Origin of the sequence: Cryobacterium sp. TmT2-59, assembly GCF_004403545.1 — a bacterium.
Lineage (GTDB): Bacteria > Actinomycetota > Actinomycetes > Actinomycetales > Microbacteriaceae > Cryobacterium > Cryobacterium shii.
This window is the reverse complement of sequence record NZ_SOGM01000016.1, coordinates 1-14,740: the sequence shown is the minus strand read 5'-3', so window position 1 is coordinate 14,740 and position 14,740 is coordinate 1. Positions and strand designations below refer to the sequence as shown.

At 70.7% G+C, this 14,740-nt stretch carries 16 protein-coding genes and 1 pseudogene; 13 read left to right on the top strand and 4 right to left on the bottom strand.

The features are described 5' to 3' along the window. From sufC to E3T24_RS02340, 5 genes and pseudogenes are all read left to right on the top strand, one after another. Window positions 1-143, top strand: a pseudogene (sufC, locus tag E3T24_RS17790) (Fe-S cluster assembly ATPase SufC); the annotation flags it as partial. Between the two features lie 26 nt (window positions 144-169). Further along, window positions 170-517: a metal-sulfur cluster assembly factor gene (locus tag E3T24_RS02355; protein WP_134365808.1), complete on the top strand. Its 348-nt coding sequence runs from the start codon at window positions 170-172 to the stop codon at window positions 515-517. Between the two features lie 89 nt (window positions 518-606). Beyond that, a complete protein-coding gene (locus E3T24_RS02350; RefSeq protein ID WP_241975775.1) occupies window positions 607-1,878 on the top strand; it encodes an MFS transporter in 1,272 nt (423 codons plus the stop codon). 196 nt (window positions 1,879-2,074) lie between these two features. After that, window positions 2,075-2,770, top strand: coding sequence for an endonuclease NucS (gene nucS, locus E3T24_RS02345; protein ID WP_134365803.1), 696 nt, complete (start codon window positions 2,075-2,077; stop codon window positions 2,768-2,770). 64 nt (window positions 2,771-2,834) lie between these two features. Then, window positions 2,835-3,500 (top strand): HAD hydrolase-like protein, encoded by a 666-nt coding sequence (locus tag E3T24_RS02340; protein WP_241975774.1) that lies wholly within the window; start codon window positions 2,835-2,837, stop codon window positions 3,498-3,500. Window positions 3,501-3,654: 154 nt separating this feature from the next. Here the strand turns inward: E3T24_RS02340 and hxlA are convergent, their stop codons facing one another. Both hxlA and hxlB read right to left on the bottom strand, forming a co-directional pair. Then, window positions 3,655-4,278, bottom strand: a complete 624-nt coding sequence (gene hxlA, locus E3T24_RS02335) for a 3-hexulose-6-phosphate synthase (RefSeq protein WP_134434240.1) — start codon at window positions 4,276-4,278, stop codon at window positions 3,655-3,657. Between the two features lie 60 nt (window positions 4,279-4,338). Next, complete coding sequence (gene hxlB, locus E3T24_RS02330) at window positions 4,339-4,953, bottom strand: 6-phospho-3-hexuloisomerase (protein WP_134365801.1); 615 nt, start codon at window positions 4,951-4,953, stop codon at window positions 4,339-4,341. A gap of 100 nt (window positions 4,954-5,053) precedes the next feature. On the opposite strand from hxlB, the gene E3T24_RS02325 reads away from it, so the two are divergent. From E3T24_RS02325 to E3T24_RS02310, 4 genes are all read left to right on the top strand, one after another. Further along, window positions 5,054-5,890, top strand: coding sequence for a LuxR C-terminal-related transcriptional regulator (locus E3T24_RS02325; RefSeq protein ID WP_134365800.1), 837 nt, complete (start codon window positions 5,054-5,056; stop codon window positions 5,888-5,890). 75 nt (window positions 5,891-5,965) lie between these two features. Then, a complete protein-coding gene (locus tag E3T24_RS02320; RefSeq protein ID WP_166789154.1) occupies window positions 5,966-6,598 on the top strand; it encodes a class I SAM-dependent methyltransferase in 633 nt (210 codons plus the stop codon). 59 nt (window positions 6,599-6,657) lie between these two features. Continuing rightward, window positions 6,658-6,882 (top strand): DUF2892 domain-containing protein, encoded by a 225-nt coding sequence (locus E3T24_RS02315; RefSeq protein WP_134365798.1) that lies wholly within the window; start codon window positions 6,658-6,660, stop codon window positions 6,880-6,882. A gap of 68 nt (window positions 6,883-6,950) precedes the next feature. Further along, a complete protein-coding gene (locus E3T24_RS02310) occupies window positions 6,951-8,171 on the top strand; it encodes an MFS transporter (protein ID WP_134365805.1) in 1,221 nt (406 codons plus the stop codon). Between the two features lie 161 nt (window positions 8,172-8,332). Here E3T24_RS02310 and arsA read toward each other — a convergent pair whose 3' ends face one another. Further along, entirely contained in the window at window positions 8,333-10,204 is a 1,872-nt protein-coding gene (gene arsA, locus E3T24_RS02305) for an arsenical pump-driving ATPase (RefSeq protein WP_134365797.1), read from the bottom strand. A 9-nt stretch (window positions 10,205-10,213) separates the two neighbouring features. Then, entirely contained in the window at window positions 10,214-10,738 is a 525-nt protein-coding gene (gene arsD, locus E3T24_RS02300) for an arsenite efflux transporter metallochaperone ArsD (RefSeq protein WP_134434238.1), read from the bottom strand. Window positions 10,739-10,945: 207 nt separating this feature from the next. Here arsD and E3T24_RS02295 point away from each other — a divergent pair, with 207 nt between their 5' ends. The 4 genes from E3T24_RS02295 to E3T24_RS02280 form a co-directional block, all read left to right on the top strand. Beyond that, window positions 10,946-11,425, top strand: coding sequence for a heme-degrading domain-containing protein (locus E3T24_RS02295; protein WP_134365795.1), 480 nt, complete (start codon window positions 10,946-10,948; stop codon window positions 11,423-11,425). A 330-nt stretch (window positions 11,426-11,755) separates the two neighbouring features. Next, entirely contained in the window at window positions 11,756-13,183 is a 1,428-nt protein-coding gene (locus E3T24_RS02290; protein ID WP_134434237.1) for an MFS transporter, read from the top strand. Window positions 13,184-13,225: 42 nt separating this feature from the next. Beyond that, window positions 13,226-14,227, top strand: coding sequence for an acyl-CoA thioesterase (locus E3T24_RS02285; RefSeq protein WP_241975772.1), 1,002 nt, complete (start codon window positions 13,226-13,228; stop codon window positions 14,225-14,227). 101 nt (window positions 14,228-14,328) lie between these two features. After that, on the top strand, window positions 14,329-14,740 hold a 412-nt coding region (locus E3T24_RS02280; RefSeq protein ID WP_134434236.1), incomplete at its 3' end, for a DUF222 domain-containing protein.

Here is a 14,740-nt window from a genome sequence, read left to right as displayed (position 1 = left end):
CCCGCATCCTGCGCTACATCAAGCCGGACTTCGTGCACGTGTTCGTCGACGGCCGGATCGCCGAGCAGGGCGGCCCCGAACTCGCCGACCGCCTCGAAGACGAAGGCTATGACCGTTACCAGAGCGCCGCGGTGGCCAGTTGAGCCCGGACACGGCCGGCGTGGCGTCGATGGAGTTCGTTCAGCCGGCGGAGTCGACGCTGGGCGCGGCGCGCTTCGAAGAAGTGCGGGAGGCCCTCAAGGACGTGATCGACCCGGAGCTCGGCATCAATATCGTCGACCTCGGGCTGATCTACGACCTGGGCTGGGATGACGAGAACAACGCCCTGATCATCCACATGACCCTCACCTCGGCCGGCTGCCCGCTGACCGACGTACTCGAGGAACAGACCGGGATCGCCCTGGACGGCGTCGTCGACGCCTTCCGGATCAACTGGGTCTGGATGCCGCCGTGGGGCATCGAGAAGATCACCCCCGACGGCCGGGAGATGATGAGCGCCCTGGGCTTCACGATCTAGCCGCACTGGGGCCCGACTGGGCCGGTACAACGGGTTGATAGTTTGGTAGTCCCTCATTCTTTTTGCCTCTCTGATCAACAGGACCCCTCGTGCCCCAGCCTGCCCGCGCCGCCGGAACATCCGTCGCCCACGCCGCCCGCCGCGACCTGCTCGCCTGGCGCAACGCCGTGTTCGCGATCTTCCTGATCAGCGGCCTGTCCCTGGCCACCTGGATGTCCCGCATCCCGGCCGTGCGGGACGGGCTGCAGCTCTCGACCGCGGAGGTCGGCATCGTCATCTTCGGGCTGTCCGGGGGGTCGGTGGTCGGTCTGCTCGGCGCGGTCACGCTGCTGGCCCGCTTCGGCGCCCGTCGCGCCATGGTGCTGAGCGTGGCGCTGTCCACAGTCGGGCTGGTCACCGTGGGCGTCGGGGCGAGCCTGCTGGCGTCGACCGGGCTGGTCTTCGCCGGTCTCGCGCTCGTGGGCATCGGCATGGGAGCACTCGACGTCATGATGAACGTCGAGGGGGCGGCGGTCGAGCGCGAGATCGGCAAGACCCTGATGCCGCTGATGCACGCCTGCTTCAGCTTCGGCACCGTCATCGGCGCCCTCCTCGGCGCCGGGGCGTCCTTCGTGGGGCTGCCGGTGTTCTGGCACCTCGCCGCGATCTCGATCCTCGTGCTGGCCACGGCCGTCATCGGCGTGCGCTCGATCCCGCAGCGGCCCGAACTGGGCGACGAGCTGCGAGGGGCCGAAGCCCCCGCCCCGAGCTGGCGGGCCCGGCTGCGCGCGAGCCTGTCGGTCTGGAGCGACCCGAAGATCCTGCTGATCGGAACCATCGTCCTCGGCATGACGTTCGCCGAGGGGTCGGCCAATGACTGGCTGGCGCTGGCCGCCGTCGACGGGCACGGCCTGAGCAACACCGAGGGCGCGATCGTCTTCGGCGTCTTCGTCAGCGCGATGACCGCCGGCCGCATCGTCGGCGGCCCCATCCTGGACCGGTTCGGCCGAGTGCCGGTGCTGCGGGTATCCGCGCTGGTGGGCATCGTCGGGCTGATCCTGTTCATTCTGGCGCCGGGCGGATGGACGCTGTACGCCGGTGCGATCCTCTGGGGGCTGGGCGCCTCGCTGGGCTTCCCGGTGGGCATGTCGGCGGCCGCCGACGACACGAAGAATGCCGCGGCGCGGGTGAGCGCGGTCGCCATGATCGGCTATTTCGCCTTTCTCGTCGGCCCGCCCGTGCTCGGCCTGCTCGGCCAGGCCTGGGGCATCCTCAACGCTCTCTACCTGATCCTCGCCCTGATGGTGCTGGCCGGCCTGGCCGCGCCCGCCGCGCGCGAGCGCAGCTACGCGCCCGCCTCGCCCACCGCGCCCGTCTCCTAACGAATTCGACGGAGATTTTGCTGTAAAAAGCCGGTTTTGGGCCGTTTGGGGCCCAGATCGGCAAAATCTCCGTCGAATTGGTTCACCCGGAGCGGGCGGGAGCGGCGGGCGGGACGCACGGGTGGGACGCACGGGTGGGGCGCACGGGGGCGTCCGGGTGGGCGAACGGATGCCCCGGCGCGGTTAGGCTCGAACGGTGCGCCTTGTGATTGCGAAATGCTCCGTCGACTACGCCGGGAGGCTGAACGCGCATCTGCCGCTGGCCACCCGCCTGCTCCTGCTCAAGTCGGACGGCAGTGTGCTCGTGCACTCTGACGGCGGCTCGTACAAGCCGCTCAACTGGATGAGCCCGCCGTGCAGCCTGGCCCTGACCGAGCCGGACGACGAACAGACGGATGCCGGCGTCACCGCGGTCTGGACGGTCACCCACGCCAAGACCGCCGACCAGCTCATCGTGAGCATCTTCGAGGTGCTGCACGACTCCGCCCACGAGCTCGGGATCGACCCCGGGCTGATCAAGGACGGCGTCGAAGCGCACCTGCAGAAACTCCTGGCCGAGCACATCCACCTGCTCGGCGACGGTCACACCCTCGTGCGCCGAGAGTACATGACCGCGATCGGCCCGGTCGACATCCTGGCCAGGGACGCCGACGGCGGATCGGTCGCCGTCGAGCTCAAACGACGCGGCGACATCGACGGCGTCGAGCAGCTCACCCGCTACCTCGAGCTGATGAACCGCGACCCGCATCTGGCCCCCGTGGCCGGGGTTTTCGCGGCCCAGATCATCAAGCCGCAGGCCCGCACACTGGCCGAGGATCGCGGCATCCGCTGCCTCGTTCTGGACTACGACGCCATGCGCGGACTCGACGACACCCAGTCCCGGCTCTTCTAGGGCTGGCGGGCTCACTTTTTTAATTCGTGCAGGCGTTTGCGGCTGGGCCCCCTAGTATTAGCGAGTGAAATCGACATTGACTCGCACCTGGAGTGCCATACTTTTTGACCTTGACGGAACGATCACCGATTCCGCCCCGGCCATCACCAACTCACTCGCTCGCACCTTCGCACTTCTCGGTCGTCCGGTTCCCACCGACACCGAACTGCTCTCCTACGTGGGCCCGCCCCTGCTGGCCGCGTTCAGCGAATACGCCGGGATGACCCCCGATGAAGCCGTCGAGGCTCTCGCCGTGTACCGCGCCGATTACCAGGAACGGATGCTGGACACGGCCGTGTACCCTGGCGTCGCCGGGCTGCTCGAGCGCATCCACGAGGCGAAGATCCCGATGGCCCTCGCCACCAGCAAGCCGGAGCACCACGCCGTCGCCGTGCTCGAGCACTTCGACCTGGGGAAGTACTTCACCGCGATGGTCGGTTCCTCGGACACCGAGACCCGCAGCTCCAAGGCCGACATCGTGGAAGAGGCGCTGTCGCGACTCGGCACGGTCGGGGCCGACCTCGCCACTCCCGTCATGGTCGGCGACCGCCGGTACGACGCCGAGGGGGCTGCCGCGCACGGCGTCCCGACCATCCTCGTGGAGTGGGGCTACGGCTCCCCCACCGAGGCCGTCGGCGCGACCGCAACCGTCTACTCCGTCGACCAGCTCGCCAAGTTGCTCCTCGGCTGACCTCCGCCCTACCGTTCGATCCGCCCAACCCGCCCGCCCGCCTAGCGTCACCACCAAAAAGCACCGTCGTTCCCAGAACGAGGGTGCTTTTTGCGTGACTGCACGGGCGTCGCGCTTTCGAACGGTGAGCCGATGCGTCGGGTACGAAGGCCCGCTAGGTGATGGCGGCGCGCAGGGCGGCCGCTGCGGCGGCGGGGTCCTCGGCGCCGTAGATCGCACCGCCGGCCACAGCGACCTTCGCCCCGGCGCGCTGCACGGAGGCGATGGTGGCGACGCTCACGCCGCCGGCCAGGGAGAACGGTACCCGGGCGGTCTCGCCCTGGTTCAGCAGCGTCGCGAGGGAGAAGCCGGGCTCGGCCTGCTCGTCGAGGCCCGCGTGCATCTCGACGAAGGCGGCGCCGAGCGCGGTCACCTCGCGGGCCCGGGCCACCTTGTCGGCGACGCCGATCAAGTCGACGACGACACCCTTGCCATGCTTGGTCGCCGCGGCGACCGCTCCGACGATGGTGCTGTCTCCGGCCGTGCCGAGCACCGTGACCAGGTCGGCGCCGGCCGTGAACGCCATGTCGGCCTCGAGCTCGCCGGCGTCCATCGTCTTGAGGTCGGCGAAGACGGTCTTGTCCGGGTGCGCGGTCTTGACGGCGGTCACGGCCCGCAGGCCCTCGGCCTTGATCAGCGGGGTGCCGAGCTCGATGATGTCGACGTAGGGGGCGACCTTCGCGGCCAATTCGAGGGCGGCATCCGTGGTGAGTACGTCCATGGCGACTTGAAGCTTCATGATGGTCTTCTTTCCGGTTCGGGGTGAATCTGGATGGGTGCGGGGAGGGTGGGAAAGGGGCTATTCGAGGTTCGCGTGCCGGGGCCACAGCTCGTCGGCGGTGGCCCCGGATGCCGTCCACAGGCTGTGGAAGATCGCGTCGCCGAGCACGACCACGACCTGTTCGAACAGGCCGCCCGAGTACTGGATCGACAGCCGGCCGCCGTGGTCCTGCTTCTGCGCGGCGGGGATGACGACGGTCACAGCGGCCAGCGCTGCGAGGGGTGAAGCGGGCGCGGTCGTGATCGCGGTGACCCGCGCGCCGGCTGCCGTCGCCGTCTCGGCGGCCCGCACGATCGCTGCCGTGCTGCCGGAGCCGCTCGCGACCAGGAGCACGTCCCCGGCAGCGATGGCCGGCGTCGTCACCTCGCCGACCACGTGCACCTCCAGCCCCAGATGCATCAGCCTCATCGCGGTCATGCGCAGGGCCAGGCCGGACCGGCCGGCCCCGAGCACGAACACGCGGCGGGCGGCGCGGAGCTCCGCAGCGGCCGACTCTACCGACGCAGGGCCGCCGGAGGCCGTGCCGGCGGCAACGTCCGAGGCCAGGAACCGGCGAATGGCGTCGGCCTGTTCGGCCGCGATGGCGGCGAGGGACTCCGTCACGCGGAGAGGAACGGTGGTGCGTGTGGGCATTACCTCATCGTCTACTCTTTCGGACGGGTCTGCGGCCCACCGAACGAGCGGGTAACCTGCCCGTTCGGGTGGCAGCGTCCCTCGTGGGTAGGCTTTCCTCATGAACAGTGCGCCTCCAACCCACCCGATCGAACCGTGGGATTCACGCTCGGCGGCCGCGGAACGCGCCCGCGTGATCGCCGACCTCACCGACGCCCAGGCCACCACCCTCGAGTCCCTGCTCGCCGTGCTTCGCTCGAGCAGCACGAGCGACGCGTCGGCCCGGCAGACCGCGATCGACCTGGCGGCGAAGGCCATGGTGCAACTGCGCGCCGTCTCCGACCGGGACCGGTCCCTCTCCGAGGAGCCCGTGGCGCGGGCCTTCGAACGACTGCGCGACGACCTGCGCCCGCTGGTGCGGTTCGGGGGCCTCGACGTGCAGTTCATCGAGCCGCCGGTGAACGGCCGCGCCCTCCCGGGCGAGGTGGCCCACGCCGCCCGTGCGATCGTGCGCGGAGCCGTGCTCGCCCTGGTCGAGCAGCCCGGCGTCACCCGCGTGCGGGTGCACTGGGACTGCGACGGCAGCAACCTGCTGATCCACATCCGCGACGACGGCGCCGGCGAGCTCACCCCCGACAGCCCCAGTGTCAGCCGGCTGGCGAGCCGGGTGGCCGACGTGTTCGGCAGCCTGCGCGTGGAGGCGACGACGGGCTGGGGTTCGGAGATGGCCGTCACCCTCCCCCTCGATGTGCCGCTCGCGCCGCTCACCGCGGCCGCGGCCTGGGGACTCAGCCCCCGCGAGAAGGGCGTGCTCGAGTTGGTGGCCTCGGGGGCACGCAACCGCGCGATCGCCGAAACGCTCTCGATCAGCGAGAACACGGTCAAGTTCCACGTCGCCAACCTGCTGCGCAAGGTGGGCGCCTCCACCCGCGCCGAGCTCGCCGCCCTCTCCCGCTGACCCGGGTGGCTGTGCGAAACTGGCTGCTGCCGGCATCCGTGCCACCGAATGGATGCCGCCCGAAGGGACACGACGATGGACGCCAACGACTGGGACACCCGCTACCGCCTCGCCCGGGAGGCTCAGGGCGGCCGGCCCGGCCGGCTTTGGTCCGCCGTTCCGGCGCAGATCGTGCAGGACACCGTGACCGCGTGTGCGCCCGGACGCGCGCTCGACCTGGCGACCGGCGACGGCCGCAATGCGATCTGGCTGGCGGCCAGGGGCTGGAACGTCACCGCCGTGGACTTCTCCGCCGAAGCCATCGGCCAGGCCGCCGAGCATGCCCGCGAGAGCGGCGTGGCGGTGGACTGGCAGGTCGGCGACGCCACCACCTGGGCCCCCTCCGGCGAGACCTTCGACCTGGTCACGGTGATCTACCTGCACCTGCAGGAAGACGCCCTGCGGGCCGTGCTGTCCCGCGCCGCCGAGTGGCTCTCCCCCGGCGGGCACCTGCTCGTGCTCGGCCACGACCGGACCAACATCGGCACCGGGGCTCCAGGGCCGGCCGACCCGGGCATCCTGTACACCCCGGAGCTGCTGCGCTCGGCCGTCGATCCCTCGCGGATCGTACGCTGCGAGACCATACGGCGCGACCTGGCCACCGACCCGGAAGCCCCCGGGGACGGCGCCGGCTACGCCCTCGACACACTCCTCATCGCCACGGCCTGATCGGAAACATCCGTGTACCCCCGGGGGTATGCTGGGAACACTTATCAAGGGAGTGCCTGATGGCTGTCATTCAGTTCCTCGGATCGACCGCGGGTCGATGGGTTCGCATCATCGCGGGCGTCGTTCTGGTCATACTGGCCGCGATCCTCGGCGGATGGTGGTGGTTGCTCGCCGCTCTGGGCGCCGTGTTCATTGCCGCGGGCGCCTTCGATTTCTGCCTCCTCGCTCCCCTGGCGGGCAAGCCCTTCAAGGGATCCGAGTTGCGGAAGACCTTCACATCCTGAGCGAGGATGCGGCCCTGCCGTCGAGCGCCGTGGCCGAACCCGTGAGCGGTCCGGCTGACCACAGCCCGATGCAGCGCGCGGTGGTCAGGGTGCTCATCATCGGCCAGATCCTCGGCGGCATCGGCATGGGCGCCACCCTGTCCCTCGGCGCGCTCCTGGCGGCCCAGCTCTCCGGGTCCAGCGCCTGGTCCGGCATGGCGGCGACCATGAGCACCCTCGGCGCCGCCCTGGTCGCCGTTCCGCTGGCCCGCCTGGCGCAATCGCGCGGCCGTCGCCGGTCCCTGGCCGCCGGCTCTCTGATCGCGGGCACCGGCGCCGTGCTGGCGATCACGGCGGTCGCGGTCGACACCTTCCCGCTTCTGCTGCTCGCCCTGATGCTCCTCGGCGCCGGTTCTGCCACGAACCTGCAGGCCCGCTTCGCCGCCACCGACCTGGCCAGCACGCAGTTCCGGGCGCGCGACCTGTCCATCGTGGTGTGGTCGACGACCATCGGCGCCGTGCTCGGCCCGAACCTCTTCGGCCCCGGCGAGGTGGTGGGCTCGGCCCTCGGGTTGCCGCCGCTGACCGGCGCGTTCGCGTTCTCCCTGCTCGCCACGGTCGGCGCGGCGCTGGTGTACACCGTCGGGCTGCGTCCGGACCCCCTGCTCACCGCCCTGGCGGCCCGGGGCGTCGACGCCTCAGCCCCGATCAAGCGCGGCGGCCTCGCCATCGTGCGCACCAACTCCCAGGCCCGCTTCGCCGTGGCCGTGATCGCGCTCAGCCACGCCACCATGGTCGCCCTGATGTCGATGGCCCCGGTACACCTGCGCGACCACGGCGCCACCCTGACCGTCGTCGGGCTGACCATCAGCCTGCACGTGGCCGGCATGTACGCCCTCTCCCCCGTTTTCGGCGCTCTCGCCGACCGGGTCGGACGGTTGCCCGTCATCCTGTCCGGACAGGCGCTGCTGCTGGCTTCTCTGACCATCTTCTGGCTGGCCGGGGAATCCCAGACCGCCATGACGGTGGGGTTGATCCTGCTCGGGCTGGGCTGGTCGGCATCCGTCGTCGCCGGTTCCGCCCTGATCGCCGAGTCCGTGGGCGTGCACGACCGCGCGGCGCTGCAGGGGTTCTCCGACTTGTCGATGAACGCGGCCGGCGCGCTCGGCGGCGCCCTGGCCGGCCTGGTGCTGAGCGCCGTGGGCTACTCCGGGCTCGGCCTGGCCACCATGGTCCTCGCGGGCGTCATCGTCGTCTGGTCCGTCCGGCGGGCCCTCGCCGGTCGCGCCGCGCGCCCGCTCCAGCCCTAGCGTTCCGGGCCCTGGCGTCCCGGGCAGCCCAAACGGTTCGCCGAGCCGTGAGCATGGCTCCTGTTTTCACGAAAAAGTGGGGCGCAACTCACGGCTCGGCGGGGCTCGGCGGGGTCCCGGCGGTGACCCAGTGGTGGCTGCGGGGGCCGCGGTTACCGCGGCTACGGTCGGGTTACGGCAGGAAGCGCGGCGGGAAGCGGGGACGTGGCCAGGGCGAGCAGGGCCGGGATGCCGACGGGCTCGTCGGCCAGCAGCGGTACCACGGCGAGGCGGGCGGCGCGTTTCTCCTGCACATGCTCGATCTCCGGCAGCTCATTCCGGGCCCGCGCGAGCAGCAACGGCGAGGCGGGTGCCGCGGCGGCGAGCGAGTTGTTCACGACCCAGGCCCACGGGGTGATGCCGGCGCGCTCCAGGTCGGCCTGCAGCTCGGCGGCCTCGAGTACCGGCGTGGTCTCGGCGAGGGTGACCAGGATCACCTTGGTCTGTTCCGGGTCCTGCAGCTTCATCATCGGCGTGGTCAGGTGCACGGTGCCGCCCAGCTGGCGCTGGATCTCGCGGTGATACGACCCGGTTGCGTCGAGCAGCAGCAGCGTGTGGCCGGTGGGCGCCGTGTCCATCACCACGAACTTGTGCTTCGCCTCCCGGATGACGCGGGAGAAGGCCTGAAAGACGGCGATCTCCTCGGTGCAGGGTGACCGCAGGTCCTCCCGCAGCATGGCCAGGCCCTGCTCGTCGAGGTGGGCGCCCTTGGTGCGCAGGACGGTGTCGGTGTACCGCTGGATTTCGGCGGCCGGGTCGATCCGAGAGACCTTGAGGGAGGAGGAGACGAGGGACCGGACCTCCGCGGAACCCGCCCCGCCGGCCAGGGTGTCGGTGAGGTGGGCGGCCGGGTCGGTCGTCGTCAGGTGCACCGGCAGCCCGCGAGCGGCGAGCGCCACGGCCACGGATGCCGCCAGGGTGGTCTTGCCCACGCCGCCCTTGCCCATCAGCATCACCAGGCCGTGCCCGCCGGCGGCGATCTCGTCGACCAGGGCGGACAGCGGGGAATCCGGGAGGGCCGCCGAGGGGGCGGCGTGCTCGCCCTGCCCCGCGGCCGGGAGCACCTCGGGTTCGAGCAGGCCGCGGAGGGCGGCCAGGCCGACCATGTTCGAACTCTTCAGCGCCACGTAGTCCGTGGGCGCGGCCCTCAGCGCGTCGGGCATCTGAGCGAGGGCCTGCTGCTCGCGGGCGCGGATGGCCGCGAACAACGGGTCGGCCACGGCCTCGCCGCCACTGCCGCCCTCGCCACTGCCGCCGTCGACCCCGTCCGGCAGGATGCCGTTGACGACGAGGTACTGGCGGGCCATGCCGATACCGGCCAGCTCGGCGTGGGTGCGGGCGGCCTCGGTCAGGGTCGAGGTCTGGGCGCGGGCCACGAGCACGAGCCGGGTGCGGGCCTGGTCGGCCAGGGCCGCGACGGCCTCGGCGTAGACGGCGCGCTGCTTCTCCAGGCCCGACAGCGGGCCGAGGCAGGAGGCGTCTCCGGTGCCCTCGGTGAGAAAGTCGGTCCAGGAGCCCGGCAGCTGCAGCAGCCGGATGGTGTGCCCGGTGGGTGCGGTGTCGAAAAGGATGTGGTCGTAGGCGGCCGTCCACGCGGCATCCGTGAGCAGGTCGGTGAACTCGTTGAAGGAGGCGATCTCGGTCGTGCAGGCACCGGAGAGCTGTTCCTCGATCGAGGCCACCTCGGCCGGGGGAAGCAGCCCGCGCACCGGGCCGACGATGCGCTCCCGATACTGCTGGGCCGCCTGCTCCGGGTCGATTTCGAGGGCCGACAGCCCGGGCACGGCGTCGATCGCCGTCACGGTGTTGCCGATGGAGACCCCGAAGACCTGGCCCACGTTGGAGGCGGGGTCGGTGCTCACCAGCAGAACGGATGCCCCGCCCTCGGCCAGCCGCACCGCGCTCGCACAGGCGATGGAGGTCTTGCCCACCCCGCCCTTGCCGGTGAAGAAGAGGAAGCGCGGTGCCTGGTCGAGGAAGCGGAGCGTTGTCATGGCGAAGTCCTAGCAGCAGCCGCCGGTGCCGCAGCAACCCGCTTCGGCGCTGTCGGTCTGGGCGGCGCTGTCGGTCTGGGCAGCGGAGTCGGTCTGGGCAGCGGAGTCGCCGAATTTCTGGGCGGAGGCGCTGCCCGAGGTCGTGGCCGGCGTCGCCGTCGCCGTCGCCATGGCCAGGAGGCGCCTGGACCCCTCGGGCTGCACGGCAGCCAGGTGGCTGGCCGCGTCGCCGGTGAGCTCGGCCCAGCCGGCCAGCTCCGCGCGGGAGGGGTAGCGGCCGGTCAGCACCGTGGCGCCGTCGACCAGGGCGATGGGCAGGCCCGTCTGGCCGACGGTGTGCAGGAACTGGCGGGCCACCTCGTTCTCCACGAAGGCGAGCGGCTCCTGGGCCAGGTTGAACCGGGCGATGTCGCCGCCGTTGGCGCGGGCCCAGTCCATGTCGGCCGAGAAGGTGACCAGAGCCTGGTCGACGTCGACGCCGCAGATTCCGGTGCCGCAGCAGAGTCCCGGTTCAAAGATCTCGATGTGTGCCATGGTGCATCAACTCCTGGTCCGCACATCGTGGGGGACGACTTGTCCGTGATGACGGTACGTCCAGTGTATCGATGGTTGTCGATATGTCACGGCATCGGACCAACCAACTCGGGCACCGGTCTGCCTTGCTGAATGGACGGGAGCGGAAAGGAGCGGGCGGCAAGTGGAAGACTGGCCAGACCCCGGATGGCACTCGAAAGGCATGCGATGACGAAGGCTTCGGAGGCCGCGAGCCTCCTCCCCCTGCTCCTGGAGCAGGAACGCACCCTCCAGTTCGACTCCTTCGACCTGGGGGACGCCTGGATCGTGGGCTCGCGGCTGGTCGAGCTGGGAACGGCGCGCCGGCATCCGATCACGGTGTCGATCACCTTCGGCGAGCAGCGGGTCTTCCACGGGGCCCTGCCCGGCTCCAGCGCCGACAACGACGGCTGGCTCGAGAACAAGTTCCGCGTCGTACGCCGGTTCGCCAACTCGTCCTTCGCCGTGGGGACGCGGTTCCGCGCGGGTTCCCGCGACTTCGCCACCGACTCGAATCTCGACCCGAGAACGCACGCCGCGCACGGCGGAGCCTTCCCCCTGCGCGTGCGCGGTTCACTGATCGGCGTGGTCGGCGTCTCCGGGCTGGCCCAGCGCGACGACCACGACCTCGTCGTCGAGGTGCTGACCTGGCACCTCGAGCACCGCTAGCCGAAAGCCCGCCCGCGGGCGGACCACGCGGTCCGGCGTCGAACCGATTCGACGGAAGTTTTGTTCTAAAAACACCGTTTCGGCTTGTTTTGGCCCGATTCTGGCAAAATCTCCGTCGAATTGGTTCGGGGGAGGCGGCAGCCCCGGGCCGCAACCGCGCAACGCGCGGATCCGGAGTCGCGGACGAGGCGCACGCCCCTTGCGCTGGCACGCGGGTCGGCGACAATGGTGGGGACTGCTGGGTGAGGACGACACGGTCGGGATGACTGGGTCGGGCCGCCGACCGGGTGGGGACGCCGATGGGCCGGGACGCCGGCCCGGGGGGAGAGGATGATGTCCACGCCGGGTTCGACCGACAACGCCGGGGCTGCCGCGGGTGCGGCGCCCGGTGCTGAGCCCGCGGCCGGCGCCGGTCCGGCCTGGTCCGCGTGGCGGGTCGTGGTGAACCTCGGCATCGTCAGCCTGGTTATAGATCTGGCATCAAAGGGCGGCCATTCGCTGACCGGGGCGCTGCTGGGACAGCTGGGTGCGTCGGCGCTGATCGTCGGGGTCGTGACGGGCCTCGGAGAGGCGGTCGCCCTCGCGCTCCGGCTGGTCTCCGGGCCCTGGTCCGACAAATCCGTCCGGTATTGGAGATTCGCCATCGCCGGCTACGCCCTCACCGCGGTCTGCATTCCGCTGCTGGCCGTCACGCCGTTCGTCGGCGGGGCCGGCCTGCTGCTCGCCTCGGCGCTGATTCTCGGCGACCGCACGGGCAAGGCCATCCGGAGCCCGGCGAAGACCGTGCTGCTCGCGAATGCGGCCAGCGCCGTCGGCCGCGGCCGCGGTTTCGGGGTGCACAAGCTGCTCGACCAACTGGGGTCCCTGCTCGGGCCGCTACTCGCCTGGGCCGTCATCACGGTCACGACCGTGCTCTGGCCCGCCTTCGCCGTGCTCGCGATCCCCGGAGCCGCCGGTTTGGGCATTCTGCTCTGGACACGCCGTCGCGTGCCGGACACGAACGTGTACGAGAGCAGCGAGAGCAACGAGAGCAACGAGAGCGTCGCCCCGAATCCCGATCGGCCAGACTGGCCAGACCGGGCGAACCGGGCGAACCGGGCGAACCCGGAGGACCTGGCAGACCCGGATGACCCGGATGACGCGGGGCATCCGGACCAGGCGCACCGGGACCCGGCCGCCGGGCCCCGGCTTCCCCTCTCGTTCTACCTTCTGGCCGCGGCGGTCGGCGTCTCCACGGTCGGGCTCGTCGGCTTCGGGGTGATCTCATTCCACCTCACGGACGTCGCGATCGTGCCGCTAGCGACCGTGCCGCTGATCTACGCGGCCGCGATGGGAGCGGCGGCCCTGGCCGCCCTGGTCAGCGGCTACGCCTACGACGCGGCGGGCGCCCGGGTGCTGCTGGTCCTGCCGCTGCTGGTGGTGCTGGTTCCCGGACTGACCCTGTCGGTCCAGGCGGGCGCGGTGCTGGCCGGCGCACTCATCTGGGGTGCGGCGACCGGCATCCAGGAATCGACGGTTCAGGCGCTGATCGCGGACCTCGTGCCGAACGGGCACCGCGGCACGGCCTACGGGGTCTTCGCCGCCTTCGCGGGGGCGTCCGCCCTGATCGGCGGAGTGCTGGCCGGCGCCCTCTACGACCAGGTGCCGTGGCTGGTCATGATCGTCGGCATCCTTCAGACCTGCGCCCTCGTGTTGTTCCTCCTCACCTTCCGACTGCAGAACAGGGAACGGCGTCAGCCCGCGGGTCCCCAAGTATGAAAGTGTGGAGCGAGGCCCCGACCCGCTTCCCTTGGAGTTCCCGTGACCACACCCCCCGTGTCCCCCGAGGCGGCAGACGCCTCACGCCATGAGGACCGCATCACCCTCCGGTTCATGGCCGTGCCCCAGGACGTCGCGGCCTCAGGCGCGACCGTCGCAGCCGGAAGCGTACTCGAGTGGATCGACAAGGCCGCGTACGCCTGCGCCGTGGGCTGGAGCGCGTCCGACACCGTCACCGCCTACGTCGGGAACGTGCACTTCACCCAACCCATCAAGCCGGGCAACCTGGTCGAGGTTCACGCCCGCATCATCCACACCGGGCGCACCAGCATGCACGTGCTCGTCACGGTCGAAACGACGGATGTACGCGCCCGGGAATATAGTCCGGCGACCCATTGCATCCTCGTCTTCGTCGCCGTCGACGACGCCGGAAGGCCGCAGGAAGTGCCGAAGTGGACCCCGCACTCCGACGTGGACCGCGAGCTGCAACTCAACGCCCAGGCCCGCCTCGAGCCACGCAAGCGCATTCAGACCGTCATGCGCGCTCAGGAATATACCGATGACAGCACGACGCCGCGAACGGTGTTCCGCTTTCTGGCGGCTCCGGCCGACGCCAATTGGGGCGGAAACGCCCACGGCGGAACCGTGATGCGCTGGATCGACGAGGCCGCCTTCGCGACCGCAGCGGCCTGGAGTTCGGAGACGGCCGTCGCGGTCTACTCCGGGGGGATCCACTTCTACCGCCCGATCCACATCGGCCACATCGTGGAGGTGGACGCGCGCCTCATCCATACCGGCAAGCGCAACATGCACATCAGCATCCGGGTGCGCTCGGGCAGCCCCCGCACCCCGCACGACCTGCAGCTGACGACGCAGTGCATGAGCATCTTCGTCGCGATCGGCGCGGACGGGCACGCCGAACCGGTGGAGCCGTTGACGCTGATCACGGCCGAGGACAAACGGCTCGACGAGCACGCGCGGGAGCTCGTGGCGCTGCGCGCGCCCCTGGTCATGATGCCCGTCGACCACTTGCGTCGCCCCTGAGGGCGGGATCCGGCCGGAGGCTGAAGGGGCTCGGCTCGTCCTCCACAATGTGGGTTTGATCGGCTTATCCACAGTCTCCACGGANCGAAGAGCGAGAGGCCATGGGCCTCCATTTCGACGCCATTGCCGAGGCAGAACGGGACATCGCCGCAGCCTTCGCCCGGCGGGCCGAACGGGTCGAGGCGGCCCGCCGATTCGGGCAGGCCATCGCCCACCACAATGCCCGGGTGCCGGGGGCCCGGTGGGACGCACGTGAGGTCGCCGAACGGGAGTTCTCGAGCGAGCTGGCCTGCACGATCCGGGTGCCGCAGCGCATGGCGGAGAACCTGGTCGCGGAGAGCCGGGCCCTGGCCCAGGAACTCCCGGCGACCCGGGCGGCGCTGGCGTCGGGGGAGATCAGCTATCGGCACGCGCAGGTGGTGGTCAATCAGGCCTGGTCTGTGCCCGCGGAAGGGCGGGTGAAATTCGAAGCGGCCGTGTTGAAATCGGCGGGCACGCTGACCGCGTCGAAGC

Bases quoted from the DNA above. Each gene is read 5' to 3' on its own strand.
- E3T24_RS02355 (WP_134365808.1), top strand. From the start codon at position 170: ATGGAGTTCGTTCAGCCGGCGGAGTCGACGCTGGGCGCGGCGCGCTTC.
- hxlA (WP_134434240.1), bottom strand. From the start codon at position 4,278: ATGAAGCTTCAAGTCGCCATGGACGTACTCACCACGGATGCCGCCCTC.
- hxlB (WP_134365801.1), bottom strand. From the start codon at position 4,953: ATGCCCACACGCACCACCGTTCCTCTCCGCGTGACGGAGTCCCTCGCC.
- E3T24_RS02325 (WP_134365800.1), top strand. From the start codon at position 5,054: ATGAACAGTGCGCCTCCAACCCACCCGATCGAACCGTGGGATTCACGC.
- E3T24_RS02320 (WP_166789154.1), top strand. From the start codon at position 5,966: ATGGACGCCAACGACTGGGACACCCGCTACCGCCTCGCCCGGGAGGCT.
- E3T24_RS02315 (WP_134365798.1), top strand. From the start codon at position 6,658: ATGGCTGTCATTCAGTTCCTCGGATCGACCGCGGGTCGATGGGTTCGC.
- E3T24_RS02310 (WP_134365805.1), top strand. From the start codon at position 6,951: ATGCAGCGCGCGGTGGTCAGGGTGCTCATCATCGGCCAGATCCTCGGC.
- arsA (WP_134365797.1), bottom strand. From the start codon at position 10,204: ATGACAACGCTCCGCTTCCTCGACCAGGCACCGCGCTTCCTCTTCTTC.
- arsD (WP_134434238.1), bottom strand. From the start codon at position 10,738: ATGGCACACATCGAGATCTTTGAACCGGGACTCTGCTGCGGCACCGGA.
- E3T24_RS02295 (WP_134365795.1), top strand. From the start codon at position 10,946: ATGACGAAGGCTTCGGAGGCCGCGAGCCTCCTCCCCCTGCTCCTGGAG.
- E3T24_RS02290 (WP_134434237.1), top strand. From the start codon at position 11,756: ATGATGTCCACGCCGGGTTCGACCGACAACGCCGGGGCTGCCGCGGGT.